Origin of the sequence: Streptacidiphilus carbonis (assembly GCF_000787775.1) — a bacterium.
Classification (GTDB): domain Bacteria; phylum Actinomycetota; class Actinomycetes; order Streptomycetales; family Streptomycetaceae; genus Streptacidiphilus; species Streptacidiphilus carbonis.
In genome coordinates this window covers 95,990-112,559 of record NZ_BBPM01000019.1, presented here as the reverse complement: position 1 = coordinate 112,559, position 16,570 = coordinate 95,990, and the positions used below count along the sequence as shown (strand labels likewise).

At 70.5% G+C, this 16,570-nt stretch carries 21 protein-coding genes and 1 pseudogene; 21 read left to right on the top strand and 1 reads right to left on the bottom strand.

The genetic code is table 11. The features are described from left to right. Positions 1 to 122: 122 nt before the first annotated feature. Both TR46_RS17425 and TR46_RS39520 read left to right on the top strand, forming a co-directional pair. Positions 123 to 542: a GntR family transcriptional regulator gene (locus TR46_RS17425; RefSeq protein WP_369405997.1), complete on the top strand. Its 420-nt coding sequence runs from the start codon at positions 123 to 125 to the stop codon at positions 540 to 542. Next, a complete protein-coding gene (locus TR46_RS39520; RefSeq protein ID WP_084718630.1) occupies positions 539 to 1,441 on the top strand; it encodes a phosphotransferase enzyme family protein in 903 nt (300 codons plus the stop codon). The genes TR46_RS17425 and TR46_RS39520 overlap by 4 nt, the downstream gene beginning before the upstream one ends. A 4-nt stretch (positions 1,442 to 1,445) precedes the next feature. Here the strand turns inward: TR46_RS39520 and TR46_RS17420 are convergent, their stop codons facing one another. Beyond that, complete coding sequence (locus TR46_RS17420; protein ID WP_042401546.1) at positions 1,446 to 2,819, bottom strand: NsdA family TPR-like regulatory protein; 1,374 nt, start codon at positions 2,817 to 2,819, stop codon at positions 1,446 to 1,448. Positions 2,820 to 3,135: 316 nt separating this feature from the next. On the opposite strand from TR46_RS17420, the gene TR46_RS17415 reads away from it, so the two are divergent. From TR46_RS17415 to TR46_RS17325, 19 genes and pseudogenes are all read left to right on the top strand, one after another. Further along, a complete protein-coding gene (locus TR46_RS17415) occupies positions 3,136 to 3,471 on the top strand; it encodes a hypothetical protein (RefSeq protein WP_042401544.1) in 336 nt (111 codons plus the stop codon). Next, complete coding sequence (locus TR46_RS17410; protein ID WP_042401542.1) at positions 3,468 to 4,478, top strand: DUF2637 domain-containing protein; 1,011 nt, start codon at positions 3,468 to 3,470, stop codon at positions 4,476 to 4,478. Before TR46_RS17415 ends, TR46_RS17410 begins: the two co-directional genes overlap by 4 nt. Then, complete coding sequence (locus tag TR46_RS17405; RefSeq protein WP_042401539.1) at positions 4,475 to 4,795, top strand: hypothetical protein; 321 nt, start codon at positions 4,475 to 4,477, stop codon at positions 4,793 to 4,795. Before TR46_RS17410 ends, TR46_RS17405 begins: the two co-directional genes overlap by 4 nt. Before the next feature lie 20 nt (positions 4,796 to 4,815). After that, on the top strand, positions 4,816 to 5,061 hold the full coding sequence (locus tag TR46_RS17400) for a hypothetical protein (protein ID WP_042401536.1): 246 nt from the start codon (positions 4,816 to 4,818) through the stop codon (positions 5,059 to 5,061). Between the two features lie 101 nt (positions 5,062 to 5,162). Then, positions 5,163 to 7,511, top strand: a complete 2,349-nt coding sequence (locus tag TR46_RS17395) for a cell division protein FtsK (RefSeq protein WP_152626540.1) — start codon at positions 5,163 to 5,165, stop codon at positions 7,509 to 7,511. Between the two features lie 139 nt (positions 7,512 to 7,650). After that, on the top strand, positions 7,651 to 7,902 hold the full coding sequence (locus TR46_RS17390; protein WP_042401533.1) for a hypothetical protein: 252 nt from the start codon (positions 7,651 to 7,653) through the stop codon (positions 7,900 to 7,902). Positions 7,903 to 7,992: 90 nt separating this feature from the next. After that, positions 7,993 to 8,178 carry a hypothetical protein gene (locus tag TR46_RS17385; protein WP_042401529.1) on the top strand — a complete coding sequence of 62 codons (186 nt, stop codon included), beginning with the start codon at positions 7,993 to 7,995 and terminating at the stop codon, positions 8,176 to 8,178. 23 nt (positions 8,179 to 8,201) lie between these two features. Then, positions 8,202 to 8,816, top strand: coding sequence for a hypothetical protein (locus TR46_RS17380; protein ID WP_042401526.1), 615 nt, complete (start codon positions 8,202 to 8,204; stop codon positions 8,814 to 8,816). Then, on the top strand, positions 8,813 to 9,025 hold the full coding sequence (locus TR46_RS17375; protein ID WP_042401524.1) for a hypothetical protein: 213 nt from the start codon (positions 8,813 to 8,815) through the stop codon (positions 9,023 to 9,025). Before TR46_RS17380 ends, TR46_RS17375 begins: the two co-directional genes overlap by 4 nt. A gap of 29 nt (positions 9,026 to 9,054) precedes the next feature. Then, positions 9,055 to 10,047, top strand: a complete 993-nt coding sequence (locus TR46_RS45330) for a MazG-like family protein (RefSeq protein ID WP_063770606.1) — start codon at positions 9,055 to 9,057, stop codon at positions 10,045 to 10,047. Beyond that, positions 10,044 to 10,283, top strand: a complete 240-nt coding sequence (locus TR46_RS17365; RefSeq protein ID WP_042401519.1) for a hypothetical protein — start codon at positions 10,044 to 10,046, stop codon at positions 10,281 to 10,283. The genes TR46_RS45330 and TR46_RS17365 overlap by 4 nt, the downstream gene beginning before the upstream one ends. A gap of 15 nt (positions 10,284 to 10,298) precedes the next feature. After that, the gene (locus TR46_RS17360; RefSeq protein WP_084718628.1) at positions 10,299 to 10,892 is read left to right on the top strand and encodes a single-stranded DNA-binding protein; all 594 of its coding nucleotides are present in this window, start codon (positions 10,299 to 10,301) and stop codon (positions 10,890 to 10,892) included. A 101-nt stretch (positions 10,893 to 10,993) separates the two neighbouring features. Then, positions 10,994 to 11,200 carry a hypothetical protein gene (locus tag TR46_RS17355; RefSeq protein WP_042401517.1) on the top strand — a complete coding sequence of 69 codons (207 nt, stop codon included), beginning with the start codon at positions 10,994 to 10,996 and terminating at the stop codon, positions 11,198 to 11,200. Beyond that, positions 11,200 to 11,727 (top strand): annotated as a pseudogene (locus TR46_RS43665) (DNA cytosine methyltransferase); the annotation flags it as partial. The gene TR46_RS17355 and the pseudogene TR46_RS43665, both read left to right, overlap by 1 nt. A 609-nt stretch (positions 11,728 to 12,336) precedes the next feature. Further along, complete coding sequence (locus TR46_RS43660; protein WP_201776412.1) at positions 12,337 to 12,630, top strand: hypothetical protein; 294 nt, start codon at positions 12,337 to 12,339, stop codon at positions 12,628 to 12,630. Next, positions 12,627 to 12,848 carry a hypothetical protein gene (locus TR46_RS17340; RefSeq protein WP_042401514.1) on the top strand — a complete coding sequence of 74 codons (222 nt, stop codon included), beginning with the start codon at positions 12,627 to 12,629 and terminating at the stop codon, positions 12,846 to 12,848. The genes TR46_RS43660 and TR46_RS17340 overlap by 4 nt, the downstream gene beginning before the upstream one ends. Then, positions 12,845 to 13,993, top strand: coding sequence for a DNA polymerase III subunit beta (gene dnaN / locus TR46_RS17335; protein WP_042401511.1), 1,149 nt, complete (start codon positions 12,845 to 12,847; stop codon positions 13,991 to 13,993). Before TR46_RS17340 ends, dnaN begins: the two co-directional genes overlap by 4 nt. Before the next feature lie 68 nt (positions 13,994 to 14,061). After that, entirely contained in the window at positions 14,062 to 15,000 is a 939-nt protein-coding gene (locus TR46_RS17330) for a bifunctional DNA primase/polymerase (RefSeq protein ID WP_042401508.1), read from the top strand. Next, positions 14,997 to 16,570, top strand: a 1,574-nt coding sequence (locus TR46_RS17325) for a YfjI family protein (RefSeq protein WP_063770605.1), incomplete at its 3' end; no start/stop codon positions are given. The genes TR46_RS17330 and TR46_RS17325, both read left to right, overlap by 4 nt.

Here is a 16,570-nt window from a genome sequence, read left to right as displayed (position 1 = left end):
GCCGCCACCGTGCCCGCGTTCGGTCATGGGAAGCTAGAGGCGAAGCGGTCTGCGCGAGGGTCGCCGCGAGAACCGGGGAAGGGATGGAGCGCGTGCCAGAGGCCAGTCCGCGAGGTACGTACTTGCAAATCTCGAACACTTTGCGCCTGAAAATCGAACAAGGCGCCATCACCGAACGTCTGCCGTCCAAGGCAGAGCTGATGAAAATGTTCGGCGTCGGAGCCAGCACGATCGAGCGCGCGCTCCAGGCGCTCAAATCGGACGGCGTGGTTGAGTCCGTACAAGGCGCCGCCGTGTTCGTAACGGGGACCGGAGATCGCAGGCCCTTGGTGGAGAAGATCCGCGAGCTAATGCGCACCGAGGGCCTGCAGGTAGGCGACGACTTCCCAACCGAGAAGGCGTTGAGCATCCGCTTCGGAGCGTCGCGCACGGCCGTGCGGACCGCAGTCGCCCAACTGGAGGGTCAAGGTCTTATCGCGCGCACAGCGAAGCGCCGACGCATCCTGGCCCTGCCTGTCGGCGAGAAGGGGCAATCCCTGTGACGGAGGTCGAAAGCCCAGCGTTCGACTGTCAGACGGCAGCCTGCATCCTTCGCGAAGCGTGCTCAGCCGTGGATGTCGACCCGAACGGCATCGAGCTGGTGCGATTGGGGGACCACGCTGTCTTTCGTCTTGAAGGTGGCGATGTCATCGCCCGGGTAGGACGTAGTCCGAGCCGACTTCCCTCGGTGCAAACTGAGGTAGCAGTCGCCAATTGGCTGGCTAAGTCTGCGTTCCCATCAGCCAGGCTCATCCCGCACAGCATGCAGCCCGTTGTTGTTGACGGCTACCCTGTGACCTTCTGGATGTCAGCTGGAGACGGCGATACGTACGCCAGCACCCGGGAAATGGGCATTCTGCTGCGTCGCCTCCATGACTTGCCTGCTCCTAGCTTTCCGCTTCCACCACTTCGCCCATTTGACAAGGCAGCGAAGCGCCTAGCGCAGGCCCAAATTCCAGGAGAGACCCGAGAGTTTCTAGAAAAGCGGATCGCAGTTCTTGCCTCGGAGTACGACGAACTTCACTACGCGCTCCCACTCGGCACCCTGCATGGCGACTTCAACATTGGAAACGTCCTGCTCGACAGTGCAGGATGCCCGACAGTCATCGACCTGGACGGCTTCGCGATAGGGCCCCGGGAGTGGGATCTGATGCAGACAGCCATGTACTTCGATAGCTTCGGATGGCACACCGCTGAGGAGTACGCCGACTTTGCCAATGGCTACGGCTTCGACGTGCGGCAGTGGTCAGGGTATCCAGTCCTTCGCAGCGTTCGAGAGCTACTGATGGTGCTCTGGCTGATCCAGAATGCCGGAGTTGACCCGCGCGCAGCCAATGAAGTTGAGCGGCGAGTTGAGTCACTCCGTTCCGGGACATCTCGACGGGACTGGGCTCCGTTCTAGTTTTTCAGGACGCCTTCCCCCACAACCGGAAGTCCCGTGCTCGTTCCGCAAAATCCCGGAATTCAGTCGTCCTCTTCATTCCAGCCGTAATCCTCCCCTGAAATTCCGTCACGTACGACGCGCAACGCGCGGACTTCAGCCCCTCCCCCAACGCCAGTGCTGTCAATGCCCTCTCGCACCCCTCGCCCATTTCGCCCTGAATGAGGTACGCCTCAGCCTGGACCATCGTCGCAAAGAAGTCGCTCCGGTTATTCATACCGTCACCGACGATGGAGGTGACACCGCGCTCCGTCGCCTGAATCGAGCGCCCAAGATCTCTGAAACAGTGCCCGAATTCGGCTGCCAATTCGACCTCATCGAAATATGCGATGTAGGCCGGATCGCTGTCCGGAGTCCGGCGGGCGAGGTAACTCTCCGCCTCAATCAACGCCAAATCCACCCCGCGCGCATCACCAAGGCGAGCCAGAGCCCGTGCCTCCATCGCGCGGAATTGGGCCGTCAGTGTCGGGGTAAGCGCAACGCCCACTCCGGTGAGCGCTGCACGAGCCAGCGTCGCGGCTTCGCGATAGCGCCCGAGGAAGGTGGCCTGGTGGCTCATCGCCGAAAGGACGCTCCCCCCAAGCAGCCTGTCATCTGCGGCATGTGTCATCCGAAGCGCCTGAATGAAGTAACGCTGAGCGATGGCGTGCAAACCGCTGTCGTAGGACATCCACGCTGCGAGCAAGAGCGCTTCCGCGACAGCCGAACGAAGCTGTCTGCCGACTTCATCGCCATGTCGTCCACCGAGCAGGGGGCGGACATCAGTGTGCAGGTACTGGATCAATGCTCTACGAGCATGACCGCCGCCGTACCTACCGTCCAGTGCGCTGAACATCGCAGCGGTTGAACGAACCATCTCTACCTCGGCGCCGCCGACACGCCCGTAACCCGCGCCGGCAGCATCGCCGTCGGGCGGGGAGACGAGCCACTGTACTGAGGCCTCATGCCAAGCTGCGGAGTCGGGCTGTCCACGCATCAGGACGTCGACCTCTGCCAGGTCAGCCCGCCACAGATCAGTGATGGTCGTGGTCGCAGTCGTCGCGCTCTCCGCGAAGTCTAGGCCCAGACTCGCATCCACTGCGGCGACAGCGGCGGCACCCATGCCGATGTCGTCAAGCGTGACGGGTCGCCGCAGTTTGCGACCTACCGCATCCGCAATGAAGCGCGGCATGTCACCTCGGGGAATCGCTCCCCGCAGCCATCGGGTGACATACGTGTGATCACACGGGACGGCACTGCCAGCGCGGGCAGCGACATCTGCCACTGCGCGGGCAAGCGACTTGTGCGAGAAGCCCGCTTCCGCCATGAGCGCCAACAGCTGATCGTTCCGGTCAGCCATGCTCCCTCCCGTTCGCGCGGGCTCAAAACCCGGCTGATTCACCGTCACTCTACGCAGGTCAGACCCGACCTTCAGCAGATTCAGTCTCGCAATCGCACGAGTGCACCCCCAAGTACACCCTGCCGAACTTGCTCTCCATTGGCGACAGTTGAGCCATCAGCACGGGGCACTGAGGCCCTGGCGATAGCCACCAGCAGAGGGGTTGACGCCGGAGCTTCGGTCTGCCAGCTTGAGAGGTAGGTAATACATACCTCGCATGCAGCCGAGGTATTCGGCCGCGCCGTCGGGGTCCAGCGATCCAGAGGAGATAGGTCCGTTGAGAAACATCGTTGCAGGTCAAGAGGTTGTCACGAGGGCGGAGTACCTCGAACTGGCTGCCGGCTTCGACCCCGAGTTGTTCGCCGGGGTGCCCGGTGAGTCCGCTGAAGAGCGGGCCGCGCGGTTGGATGTGGCGGGCGATGTGGTCGCTGAGCTGCGCGAGGAAGACCCCGAGGCGGCCGAGATGGCTTCGGAGCTGATGCGTACTGCTGCGGTTCCGATGGCGCGCCTGTCCTTCCTGCTGGGGAGCATCCCCCGCAGTGGAAAGTCGGGCCTGCGTCGTCCCGCTCGCTCCACCGCAGAGTTCTCGTGGTCTGGGGAGGAAGCGGCATGAACGCCAATGTCCCGCCCCTGGGTCAGGGGGAAAGGATGCTGCTGCGCACCGTGGCCGTCGCTGCCGTGGGTGTGGGCGGAGTGGGCTTCGCGGTCTCGTTTCAGGCGGTTTCCGCTGCTGGGGCCCGGTGGGGTTTCCAGGTTCCGCAGATGCTGCCGATCGGCATCGACACGGCCATTCCGGTGTTCACTGCCGCCTACCTGCTGCTGATCCGGGTGGACACCCCGCTGAGCTGGGTGCGGTTCGTGCCCTGGGCACTGACAGCTGTGACCTGCTGGCTCAACATCGCCGCCGGCACGACCCTGTCCGCGAAGCTGGCGCACGGCACCATGCCGCTGCTGTGGGTAGTCCTGTCCGAGGTTGCAGCCCACGTCTATGCCTCGCGGATCGGCGCGGTGACGGGGCGCCGAATGGAGAAGATCCGCCGCAGTCGCTGGCTACTGGCCTTCCCGTCCACGTTCGCGCTGTGGCGCCGGATGACGCTGTGGGAGATCACCTCTTACGCCGTCGCCCTGGAACGAGACCAGGAGCGGCAGTTGGCCATCGCCGACCTGCGCGAGACCTACGGGAAGAAGTGGCGCCGGCAGGCCCCGCACCGTACCCGCGTCCTGCTACGCCTGGGCAAGACCGCACCCGCGCCCACTCCCCCTATCCCCGCGGATGCGCCCCCCGCCGAGGCCTCGGTATACCGCGACCCCGACCCCGCGCCACTGGCTGAGGTCACTGCGCTGCCGGCCGCGGTCAAGACGGCGGCGGCGAGCGTGCAACGTCCGCGCCGGGCAACCGGCAGTCTGCCCCCGGCTGCCCGCTCCCCGCGTCCGCCTCGCTCGGATGCCGAACTCCTGGACCAGGCCCGCACCCTGACTGCGGACTGGCCGCTGAAGCGGCTGACCGCGGACAGCCTCCGCGCCGCCGTGCACTGCTCCTCTGCCAGTGCCCGCACCCTGCGCGACGCCCTCAAGGCCGAACGCGAGGCCGCGGACCAGGCACCGGAAATGGCGTCATGACCGACACCATCCACTCGCAGGCCGGCGCCGTTCAGGCCTTGGCTGCGATCCTCTCCGCCTTCCCCACACTGCCCACTGCTGGTCTGGAAGCCATGGAACTGGCTCACCCGGACGTCCAGGGGCTGGGCCTGCGGATCAGCACCTACGACACCCCGGTGCATTTCGAGCAGTGGCGCGAGGCATTGGCTGTGAACCCCGATCGGCTGGTCCTGGTCAGCCTCAACAGCTCCGGTCACGTTCTGCGCGGTCACGGCTGCTTCGCCGGCATCCCGGTACAGCTGCTCGGATTCTTCCCCCTGCTGAACCCCGCCGCCTAACCCGAGAGGACACACCACCCATGGACAGCACCATCTACCTGCACGCCGACCCCGACAGCACCGTCACCGCCGAGACCCAGACCGCTGAGGGCTACAGCTACGCGGTGATGCACCTGCACGGACCGCACCTGCACCTGGCCCTGCTCGGCCCACTGCCGACGGAGAGCGCCGCGACGCGGCTGGACTTCGCCCGCTCCCTGGTCCAGACAGCGACACAGTTCCTGGCCATCGAAGAGCAGCACGCCACGCAGGTCATGGCGCTCTAGCTGTGCCGCCGGGGCGCGTCACCGCCTGGCAGCAACTGCCGCGCCCCGGCTTCCTCCCTGCTCCACCAGTCGCACGGACCCGAAGAGACAAGGAAGTGAAAGTGAATCACGCCATGGATGACGAGGGCGCCGAGCGCGACCCCCTGCACCCGAACGAGCACACCCCCGCGGCCGGCGAGGTGGACGGCGGGGAGGTGGTGGACCTGGACCAGGCCCGCACCGACCGCGCCCGGTTCGTCACCGACTCCAAGAACGCCCCGGACTGGGCCCTGTTCACCGGCGCCTCGGTCTACACCGACGGCGACAGCGGGGCGTCTCCGTTCGCGGACCGCAGCGGGGAGCGGCAGGATGCTGGCCCTGGTGAGTGGGTGGTAGAGCTGCCGGACCCGGACCGGGAGGACCCCACCGCGACCGAGGGCGAGAAGGTCGACCTGCCGCCCGAGCACTACCCCGCCTCGCTGGCCCTGGTGATGCACGCCAAGGACCAGGCGCGCCGCCCGATCGTGGCCCCGTGGCTGCGGTCCAAGGCGGAGCGGCACGCCGTGCTGCTGTGGACGGCCAAGCACTACGCCTCCACCACCGCGTTCCACGCGGTGCGCTGCCCCTGGTACGCCACCCGACTGCTTGGCTACGCCCCGCGCGGCCTGGCCCGCCTGATCGGCCGCTGGTCCCGGTGGCTGTGGGACGCCGAGGGCGCCCCGGTCCGTGCCCACGCGGTCAGGGAGGAGGACGCCGGGGAGTACCTGCGGCTGTCGCGTCAGCGCGACGCGAGGGTGCGCCTGCGCAGCGTGCTCAGCCTGGGCTTCGGCTTCAGCGGCCTGGTCTCTGGCCTGGTGGTGTGGGCCATCGCGCCGGTGTGGCTGGCGGATCTGACCCTGGCGATTGCCACCTCGGGTGTCGGGGTGGTCGGCGCGCCGTCCGACCGGCCGATCGTGGAATCGGCGCTGGTCCAGTTCCGCAACCGCAAGCTGACCTCGGATGTCGTCTCCCGGGCGTTCATGGCGGCGGGGCTGACCAAGAAGGATCAGGGCATCAGCTTCCCGCAGCCGATCCGCCAGGACGGCCAGGGCTGGCGCGTGGTGGTCGACATGCCGTACGGCAAGCGCTTCGCCGACGCGCAGAACGCTCACGGCGCCCTGGCCTCGGGCATCGACGTGGCCGCGAACCAGGTGTTCCTGGACAAGGACCCGTCCAGCGAGCGGCGGGTGCAGATGTGGGTGGCCAACGAGGACCCGCTCGCGATCCCCGTCGGGCGTACGCCGCTGCTGAAGATGGAGCGCGTGGACTTCTGGCAGCCCTTCCCGTGGGGCCGCGATGAGCGCGGCAACGAGGTCGCCGCCACCTTGCTGTGGCTGTCGATGCTGGTCGGCGCCGTACCCAGGCAGGGCAAGACGTTCTCGGCGCGCACCTTGGCCCTGGCCGCGGCGCTGGATCCGCATGTGCGGCTGAACGTGTTCGACGGCAAGGCCTCCCCGGACTGGCGCTCCTTCGCCAAGGTCGCCCACCGCATCGGCTTCGGCACCGTGCCGCGCGCCGGCACGGACCCGGCCGATCACCTGGTCGCCACCCTGCTGGAACTCAAGGCCGATGTGGAGGACCGCTACCACCGGCTCTCGGAACTGCCGCTGCACCGCTGCCCCGAGGGCAAGCTCACCCCCGAACTGTCACGCGACAAGACCCTGAACATGCCGCTGACGCTCACCGTCATAGACGAGGTCCAGGAGTACCTTCAGCACCCCGAGCTGGGCAAGCTGATCCTGGAACTCCTGGTCTACCTCGTACGCGTGGCTCCGGCGGTCGGCGCCCCGCTGCTGATCGCCACCCAGAAGCCCGACGACAAGGCCTGCCCGCCCAAGCTGCGCGACCAGTGCCAGGCCCGGTTCTCCCTGCGCGTGGGGTCCTACCAGGTGTCCGAGGTCATCCTCGGCGCCGGCTCCTACGGCGAGGGCCTGGACGCCTCCCGGCTGGAGCGCACCCACAAGGGCGTGGGCCTGCTCAAGGGCATGACCGACACGGACGGGATCGTGCGCACCTACCTGGCCGACGGCAAGGACGCCGAGGTGATCCTGACCCGCGCCCACGCCCTGCGCCAGGAAGAGGGGACCCTGTCCGGCGACGCCGTCGGCCAGGCCCCCGCCAACGACGGCGCGGCCACCCTGCCCGAGGACATCGCCGCCGTCCTGGAGCGCAGCGAGAAGAAGGTGTGGTCCGAGACCATCGTGGACCGCCTGGCGACCTTCAAGCCCGAACTGTACGGAGCCTGGGGCGAGTTGGAAGGGCGCGCCAAGGCCGACCAGCTGTCCACCGCGCTCAAGCCCTACGGCATCGGCACCGTGCAGATCAGCCGGCGCAACCCGGAGACCAACAAGCAGGACAACAAGCGCGGCATCACGGTCGCCGACCTCCACGCCGTGATTACGGAGCGCAACAAGAAGCGGGCCGCGAGCTGACCGAAACGGTCGCTACCGGTAGCACCAGCGCTCGCTACCGGTAGCAACCTCGCTAGCAATCGAAACCCGCACTGATCAGCACGCTAGTAAGTAGCACCCCACCTGCGAAAACCCCGAAAACCGGCCTGGGAGGCCTCTGATGGTGCTGCCCGCCCTCGCTATCGCCTGCCTACTGCTAATCACTCTCAGTTACGCCGCTGTGTGTGCGGGACAACCGTTCGCCACCTGCCGGCACTGCCACGGACTGGGCTTCCAGCTCAAGACCGACCGCAAGGGACACCCCAAGCGCGGCAAGGACTGCCGCCGCTGCAAGAACACCGGCCTGCGGATCCGCAAGGGACGCCACCTGTGGAACCTGTGGACCCGCACCCGCGACAACGGCACCCGCTAAGCCACTGGAACAGCACCACCACTCTGCCCGCAGCAGGGGCCCGCACCGCCCCTGCCGCACCCCTCCCCGACCTGCAAGGAGACCCCGACCGTGGCCGTCACCCTGTCGCTGGCCTTCATCTTCGCCGTCATCACCGGCGCCCTGATCGCCGCCAAGCGCATCAGCGCCCCCGCCGCCCTGTTCGTGTGGCTGTCCGGCTTCACCCTGGCCGGCACCAGCTGGGGCGCCCCGGGCGCCCACTTCCTCGCCTCCCTGATCAGCGCCATCCACCACTGACCCGGAAAGGACAACTCCCCGTCATGGAACGCGACCTGACCCCCAAGACCGCCGCCGACCTGCTCCCCAAGGCCGCACCCGCCCTGGCCACCACCACCGTGCTGACCCTGGCCCGCATCTGGAACGCCAACGGCGCCCACCACTCCACCGGCGACGCAGCCCTGATGACCATCCTGGCCATCGCCGCAGGCGCCGCAGGCGGGGCGACCAGCGGGCACAGCGACACCACCACCTCCACCATCGCGTTCACCGCCTCCGGCGCCCTGGCCCTGGCCGGCGTGGCCGCCTACGCCACCGGGCTGGCGCTGCCGCTGCTGCTGTGGTCGGTGGCCACCGTGCTGGCCTACGTGCTGTCCGCCAAGCACTGGCGCACCGAGCGCCGTGAAGCCGTCGCCCACCAGCGGACCACCGAGATCTACCGCGAGGACCACAGGCACGTGGAAACGGTGGAGTCCATCCGTGCCCGGGCACAGATCGAAGTCGCCCAGCACGCCACCAGCTACGCCCTCGCCCTGGAACAGGCCCTGGCCTCCCGCGCCGCACTGCCCGGCTACAACCCGAACGCGATCACCGCCAACGGGCTGCCCGCCCTGCCCACCAGCCAGCCGGCCGCGATCGAGTCGGGCGAAGCGGCATGAGCGCCGACCCGCGCACCGCCCTGGTCGCCCTCGCCGTCGGTGCCACCCTCGCCACTCTGGCCCGACGCCGACCCGTCCGCGTGATCCGACTCCTCCCCGCCTCCCGGCCCGACCCGGACCCCGACGACACCCCGCCCGTCTCCGGCCTGCGCCGTTCCACCCGGGGCGACCTGGCCACCGTCATCCCCTTCCCGCGCCGCGCCGCATGACCCCGGCCCTCGCAGACAGGACACCGACCATGACCCACACCACCATCTCGCCCGACCGACCGGACCCGGTGCACGGCACCGTCGAGCAGTGGGCCGACTACCTCACCGACCAGTACGTGCGCGAGGCCGCGAACCTGCTGCGCGAGTCGGGCAGCACCGTGGCCGCCGCCGGACTGGAGAACCTGCTCGACTGCCACCGCCACCTGAGCGTCCCCGAGCAGTGCGCGCCCTGGCCGGACATCGCCACCGTTGTCGACTGGCTTAACGACACCAACGGCGTCAGCGAGCAGGAGACCGCGCTGCGGCTGCTCAAGGTCACCGAGGAGGCCGGGGAGGCGGCCGCCGCCTACATCGGTGCCACCGGACAGAACCCCCGCAAGGGCACCACCCACACCGCGGACGACGTCGCCGACGAGCTGTGCGACGTGATCGTGTCCGCGATGGTCGCCCTGCACTCCTTCACCGACCAGCCCGCCCGCCACCTCGCCGCCAAGGTGGACCTCGTCACCGCCCGCATCGAGCAGGCCAAGCGGATCGTGTTCGAGCCACGGCCCGAGGACGTCGACCACTACGGCACGCACTACGGCGTCACCCTTTGCGGCTACGGCGAGGACGGCGACCTGCTCGCCCTGGGCCACGTTCCGGCCCGCCGCGCCCTGGCCGCCGCAGCCCGCGCCCGCCGCACCATCGAGGGCATCCGCATCCGTCCCTCCCCCGGCGACGACCTGCCGCACCTGCGCCACACCTGGGGCTCGTTCACCTACCTCCCCGAGGGCGAACTCCTGGACTGGGAGTGCATCGAGCACCCCGACCAAGTCGACGGCGCCGTACCGATCACCGTCCTGGACGGCGAGATGGGGACCCCGGAGTTCCTCGGCAACCCGGTCCGCTGCCCGGCCTGCGGGCGGATGTCCACCTCCAGCACGCCCACCGGCATCGACCACCGCCGTTGCGCGTCCTGCCACCACCGATGGACCACCCCGGGCACCTACCGCCCCGCCGGAACCGGCGGCGAGCGGTGAGCTCCGCCGACCTGGCCGAACTGCTGGAACGGGCCGAGGCCGACCTCGCCGCCCAGGGCCGCGCCTACCGCACCGAGTCGGACGAGGACGGGTTGTGGCGCGCGTCCTGGAACACCTGGCGCACCCTCGGCGAACTGCTCCCCGCCGTCCGCGACCTGATCGACCAGCCCGCCGAGGACGTGCCCGCGCGCCTGGCCCTGGTGCCGCCGCTGCGCCCCAGCACCCGAGCCGCCTGACTGCGCTTCGGCTGTATGACCCGAACTTCCTTCCGCACCACGGTACTTGACCTGCTCCACCCCTTGTTGTCCTGGGAGGACACCGTGTCCGTCGGAGAGACCACCATCACGATCGTCGGCAACCTGACCGACGACCCCGACCTGAAGTTCACCCCCGCCGGGGTGGCGATGGCCAGCTTCACCGTCGCCTCCACCCCGCGCAGCTACGACAAGACCACCGGCCAGTGGGTGGACGGCACGGGGATGTTCCTGCGCTGCACCGCCTGGCGCGAGCTGGCCGACCACGCCACCGAGTCCCTGGCGCGCGGCATGCGCGTGCTGGTCACCGGGCGCCTGCGTCAGCACAGCTGGAAGAACGACCAGGGCGAGAACCGTTCGATGCTCAAGGTCGAGGTCGATGAGATCGGCCCCTCGCTGCGCTTCGCCACCGCCAAGGTCAGCAAGGCCGACCGCGCCGCCACCAACGGCAGCCGCAACGGCGGCGCGAGCAGGCCCGCGCAGGACGACCCGTGGGCCAGCAGCCCCCCCGCAACCGCCGGAGCAGGCCGCGGATGGGGCAGCACGGCCGCCACGTCCGGCAGCGGCTTCAGCGACGAACCGCCCTTCTAGCACGAGCAGTTGAGCGCGCGACGGCCGGGTCTCCCCGACCCGGGCACGTCCGGCCGCCGCCGCCCCGCACCCCACACCAGCGCTACCGGGAAGGCCATGCCGTGAGCTGCCGCCGCTGCACCGAGCACCCCACCGAACCCCTCAAGTCCTTCGCCGCCGGCGACCCCGCCGCCTCGCTGCGCGCCGCCGCCCGCGCCCGCGCCGCCCGCGACCAGGACTCCCACGCCGACATCCACGTCCACTACGACCAGCGCGCCGACGCGTTCGTGGTCCTGCGCAGTCTCGACACCGCGCAGGTGGCCGCCTGATGGCCGCCCCGCTTCGGCTCGGGTCGCTGTGCTCCGGCTACGGCGGGCTGGACCTGGCCGCCGAACAGGTACTCGGCGCCGAAACCGCCTGGTACTGCCAGTACGAACCCCCCGACGCCAACGGCCGACCCGACAAGAACCAGTACACCGCCCGCATCCTGGCCCGCCACTGGCCCGAGGTGCCCAACCACGGCGACATCACCGCCGTCGACTGGACCCAGGTCGAACCCGTCGACGTGCTCACCGCCGGCTTCCCCTGCCAGGACGTGTCATCTGCCGGCAAGCGCGCGGGCATCGCCCCGGGCACCCGCTCCGGGCTGTGGCTGCACGTGGCCCGCGCCATCGAGGTACTCCAACCGTCCGCCGTCGTGATCGAGAACGTGAGGGGACTGCTCAGTGCGCCAGCCCACAGCGACCTGGAACCCTGCCCGTGGTGCCTGGGAGAAGGCGACGACAAACCTGCTCTGCGGGCACTGGGAGCCGTACTTGGAGACCTGGCCTCCCTCGGGCTCGATGCGGAATGGCACGGCCTACCCGCCGCCACCGTCGGCTGCGCCCACGAACGCTTCCGCGTCATCGTCCTGGCCTGGCCTGCCCACTCCCCGCGCCCGCGACTCCAAAGGCCCCGGCTACCCGGACGCCCTGCCGAACACGGTGGCGCTGCTGCCGACCCCGACCGTCTCGGAGGCCAACGGCACCGGCCCGGCCGACAGCCCGCGCAACGACACCCTGCGCGCACAGGTCGCCCTGCTGCCGACCCCCAGGGCATCGGAGCGGGAGAACCGGCAGACCAAACGCTCACCATCGCAGGAGGCCGGGACGCACGGGAAGTCCCTCGCGGCCGAGGTCGGCACCCTGCTGCCCACCCCGACGGCGACACCGTACGGAAGCAATCGCTCCGCCAGCCCGGGAGCGACGGAACGCCCCTCACTGGAGTCCCTGGTCCCGCTGCTGCCGACGCCGCGGGCCAGCGACACCGGAACGCCAGGGCGTCGGGCGAGCGAGGGCTTCCGGCCGCCGCTGTCACAGGTAGTCCTGCCGCTGCTGCCGACGCCGATCGCTGGGGACTCCAAGGGCTCCCGATGGGCGACAGCCAAGCACCCGCGCACCACCTCGCCGACGCTGACGGACCTGGTGTGGCGTGGGGACCTTACGCCGCCGCCATCGCCCGCTGGGAACACGCCCTCGGACGCCCCGCCCCCGTCCCCGTCGACACAGCCGGACGCCTCGCCCCCGTCTTCGTCGAATGGCTGATGGGCCTCCCGGCCGGGTGGGTCACCGACACCCCCGGCCTGCCCCGCTCCGCCCAGCTCAAGGCCCTGGGCAACGGCGTGGTCCCGCAACAGGCCACCGCTGCCCTGCACCTGCTCCTGGACCGCATCGCCGAACCGCCCGCCACCGCCACCGCCACCGAGAGGACTGCGGCATGACCACCCCGACCCAGACCAGCATCCCCGGCCACTACGCGCCGCTGCGCGTCTCCGCCCGCCTGCACGACACCACCGTCGCCGACCTGCTCGCCGAACTCGCCGAGCTGCCCCCCGAAGCGCACGTGCGCCTCGCCCTGCCCGACAGCGACGACACCGCCCCGTTCTACGCCGTCCACACCCCCGGCCTGCTGGTCCTGCACCCCGAGGTGAGCGCATGAAGCTGACCGTGGACCGTACCGACCTCGCCCGCGCCCTGCACTGGGCCTCGCGCTCCATCCCCGCCCGCCCCACCGCACCGGTGCTGGCCGGGGTCCTGATCGAGGCCGACACCGCCGGCACGCTAACGCTGGCGGGGTTCGACTGGGACGTCTCCAGCCGCAGCGAGGTCGGCGCCGAGGTCGGCGAACCCGGGCGCGCCGTGGTCTCCGGCCGCCTGCTGGCCGACCTGGTCCGCGGCCTGCCCCATACCCCGGTCACCCTGGCTGCCCAGGACAGCCACCTGCACCTGACCTGCGGACGCTCCCGCCTGGACCTGCCCCTGATGGTCCTCAGGGACTACCCCCAACTCCCCTACCTGCCCCCGGTGGTGGGCACCGTGGACGGCGCCGAACTGGCCGCCGCCCTGACCAGGGTCACCCCCTGCGCCGGGCGCGACGCGGCCCGCCCTGCCCTGACCGGCGTCCACCTGACCGCGCGCGGCGACGGCCTGCTGCGGCTGGCCGCCACCGACGCCTACCGCGTGGCCACCGCCACCGTGCCGTTCACCCCCAACGGGCCCGCCGGCGAGTTCACCGCCCTGGCACCGGCGGAGAGCCTGACCGTGCTGGGCAAGGATCTCGCCGACTCCGGCACCCTGACTCTGGCCTGCGACGGGGCGGTGCTCGGGCTGGACGGCGGCACCCGCACCGCCACCACCCGGCTGCTGGACTGCGAGTGCGTCAAGACCGACCCCCTGTTCCCGGCTGAGTTCGGCACCACGGTGCGGGTGGACGCCGCCGAACTGGCCGCCGCCGCGGCCCGCCTGGCCCCGCTACTGTCCCGCGAGGCCCCGGTGGTCCTGGACGTCACCGCCGACGGCATCGACCTGCGCGCGGGCGACCAGGAGCAGGGCACCGGCACGGACGGGGTGGACGGCGAACTGCTGCACGGCGACCCGATCACCATCCGCCTCAAGCCCCGCTACCTCATCGACGCCCTGACCGGCCTGGACGCCGTCCACGCCGACCTGTCGCTGATCACGCCGACCAAGCCCGTGCTCATCACCGCCGCCGACGCCCCCGACCCCGCCCCGTTCCGCGCCCTGGTCATGCCCATCCGCGACCTCCCCACCAAGACGAGCACCCCCGCCGACCAGGCCGCCTGAACCGCCCGGCTGCCCGCCCGCCCCTGTCGGGCGGGCAGCCGTCCCCGCCGACCCCGAGGGAGCCCGCTGTGACCCCGTCCCCGGACCTGACCGCCCACGCCCTCACCGCCGCCGAACGCGGCTGGCACGTCTTCCCGCTGCGCCCCCGCGACAAGCGCCCCGCCCTGCACGGGGAACACGACTGCCCCCGCACCGGCCTGTGCGCCGAGCAGCACCTCGGCTGGGAGCCGCGCGCCACCACCGACCCCGGGCGCATCCGCGCCTGCTGGGCCGCCGGGCCCTTCAACGTCGCGGTGGCCTGCGGACCCTCGCGGCTGGTCGTGCTGGACCTGGACGCCCCCAAGGACGCCGACGACACCCCTCCGCCCGAGATCGCGGGTGCGGGCATCGTGGACGGGCTGGACGTGTTCGCCGCGCTGTGCGAGCGGCACGGGCAGCCCTTCCCCGCCGAGACCTACGGGGTGCGCACCCGCAACGGCGGCTGGCAGCTGTACTACAACGCCCCGCCGCAGGTGGAGTTGCGGAACACCTGTGGCGACAAGGGCCGCGGCCTGGGCTGGCACATCGACACCCGCGCCGCGGGCGGCTACGTGGTCGCCGCCGGCAGCACCGTCGCCCCCGGCAGGTACACCGTCATGCACGACGGGCCCCTCGCCGACCTGCCCGCCTGGCTCACCGCCCTGCTCACCCCCAAGCCCCTCGCCGCAGTGCCCCCGTCGGGGGTTCGGGTGCTGCGGGGCAGTCCGTCGGCCTACACCAGCGCCGCCCTGGAACGCGAGATCGAGAACGTCCTCGCTGCCCTGCCCGGTGCCCGCAACCACACCCTGTACAACGCCGCCTACGCCCTGGGGCGCCACGTCGGCGACGGACGCCTGCCGCGCGACCTGGCCGCCAACGCCCTGCACAGCGCGGGCGAGCAGACCGGCCTGCCCGGGTACGAGATCTTCGCCACCGTCCGCGGGGGCCTTGACCGCGGCGCCCGCGACCCCAAGCGGCTCGCCGCATGACCAACCACGACCCCCGCCCGGAGACCAGCGCCGCCGAGATCCTCGCCCGGCTCGGCGCCGAGGAACGCCTCGCCGCCCTGGACCACGAACCCCAACCCGAACCCTGGGAGGACCCCATCCCCCTGGGCGGCACCCGCACCCTGCCGCCCTTCCCCACCGACGCCCTGCCCCACTGGCTCGCCGCCATGGTCGACGCCGTCGCCGAGGAGACCCAGACCCCCGCCGACCTCGCCGGCTGCATCGCCCTGGCCGTCCTGGCCACCGCCGCCGGCGGACGCGCGGTGGTCAACATCCGCGGACGCTGGCGCGAACCCCTCAACCTCTACATCGCCGTCGCCCTGCCCCCCGCCAACCGCAAATCCGCCGTCTTCTCCCTGATGACCCACCCTCTGCTCACCGCCGAACGCATCCTCGCCGACGCCGCAGGCCACACCATCGCCGAAGCCGAGACCACCGCCCGCGTCGCCCGCGCAGCCGCCGAGAAAGCCGCCGCCAAGGCCGCCGGATGCACCGACGCCGCAGAGCGCGCCAACGTCACCGCCGAAGCCGTCGCCCTAGCCCAAGCCGCCGAATCCGCCACCGTGCCCCCGCGCCCGCAACTGGTCGCCGACGACGCCACCCCCGAAGCCGTCGCCTCCCTGCTCGCCGAACAAGGAGGACGCCTGTCGGTGCTCTCCGCCGAGGGCGGCATCTTCGACACCATCGCCGGCCGCTACTCCGGCGGCACCCCCAACATGGAGGTCTTCCTCAAAGGCCACGCCGGAGACCTGCTCAAGGTCAACCGGCAGACCCGCCGCGAATACATCGAACACCCCGCCCTGACCATGGGCCTGGCCCTGCAACCCGCCGTCCTGGAAGACATCGCCCGCAACAAGGGCTTCGACGGCCGCGGCCTGCTCGCCCGCTTCCTCTACTCCCTGCCCGAGTCCCTGGTCGGCCGCCGAAAGATCCTCACCACCCCCATCCCCGAACCCGTCGCCGAGACCTACGAACGCACCATCGCCGCCCTGACCCTGGCACTCGCCGACTGGACCGACCCCGCCGTCCTGCCGCTGACCCCCGAGGCCAACACCCTGATGGCCGACTACCAGCAGCACACCGAGGACGCCCTCGACCGCGGCGGCGCCCTGGCCCACATCTCCAAATGGGCCGGAAAGCACGACGGCACCACCGCCCGCATCGCCGGACTGCTGCACCTGGCCACCCACCCCAACGACGGATGGTCCCGCCCCATCCACGCCGACACCCTGCACGCCGCCATGCGCCTGGGCGACTACTTCAAGACCCACGCCCTGGTGGTCTTCGACGCCATGGGCGTCAACACCGCCCACAAGGGCGCCCGAACCGTCCTGGAATGGCTGCACGCCAACCCCACCCCCGGCTTCAAACGCACCGAACTCTTCAGCAAGGTCAACCGCGCCGACTTCCCCACCATCCCCGACCTCGAACCCGCCCTCGACCTGCTCGAAGACCACGGCTGGCTACGCCGCCTGGCCACCCCCGCCCGCAACCCCCGCGGCGGACGCCCACCCGCACCGAGCTACCTCACCCACCCCGCCCTCTACGACCC

What these genes read in the sequence shown, in the direction of transcription:
- TR46_RS17420 (WP_042401546.1), bottom strand. Translation starts at nt 2,819, where the DNA reads ATGGCTGACCGGAACGATCAGCTGTTGGCGCTCATGGCGGAAGCGGGC.
- TR46_RS17410 (WP_042401542.1), top strand. Translation starts at nt 3,468, where the DNA reads ATGAACGCCAATGTCCCGCCCCTGGGTCAGGGGGAAAGGATGCTGCTG.
- TR46_RS17405 (WP_042401539.1), top strand. Translation starts at nt 4,475, where the DNA reads ATGACCGACACCATCCACTCGCAGGCCGGCGCCGTTCAGGCCTTGGCT.
- TR46_RS17400 (WP_042401536.1), top strand. Translation starts at nt 4,816, where the DNA reads ATGGACAGCACCATCTACCTGCACGCCGACCCCGACAGCACCGTCACC.
- TR46_RS17390 (WP_042401533.1), top strand. Translation starts at nt 7,651, where the DNA reads ATGGTGCTGCCCGCCCTCGCTATCGCCTGCCTACTGCTAATCACTCTC.
- TR46_RS17380 (WP_042401526.1), top strand. Translation starts at nt 8,202, where the DNA reads ATGGAACGCGACCTGACCCCCAAGACCGCCGCCGACCTGCTCCCCAAG.
- TR46_RS17375 (WP_042401524.1), top strand. Translation starts at nt 8,813, where the DNA reads ATGAGCGCCGACCCGCGCACCGCCCTGGTCGCCCTCGCCGTCGGTGCC.
- TR46_RS45330 (WP_063770606.1), top strand. Translation starts at nt 9,055, where the DNA reads ATGACCCACACCACCATCTCGCCCGACCGACCGGACCCGGTGCACGGC.
- TR46_RS17360 (WP_084718628.1), top strand. Translation starts at nt 10,299, where the DNA reads ATGACCCGAACTTCCTTCCGCACCACGGTACTTGACCTGCTCCACCCC.
- TR46_RS17340 (WP_042401514.1), top strand. Translation starts at nt 12,627, where the DNA reads ATGACCACCCCGACCCAGACCAGCATCCCCGGCCACTACGCGCCGCTG.
- dnaN (WP_042401511.1), top strand. Translation starts at nt 12,845, where the DNA reads ATGAAGCTGACCGTGGACCGTACCGACCTCGCCCGCGCCCTGCACTGG.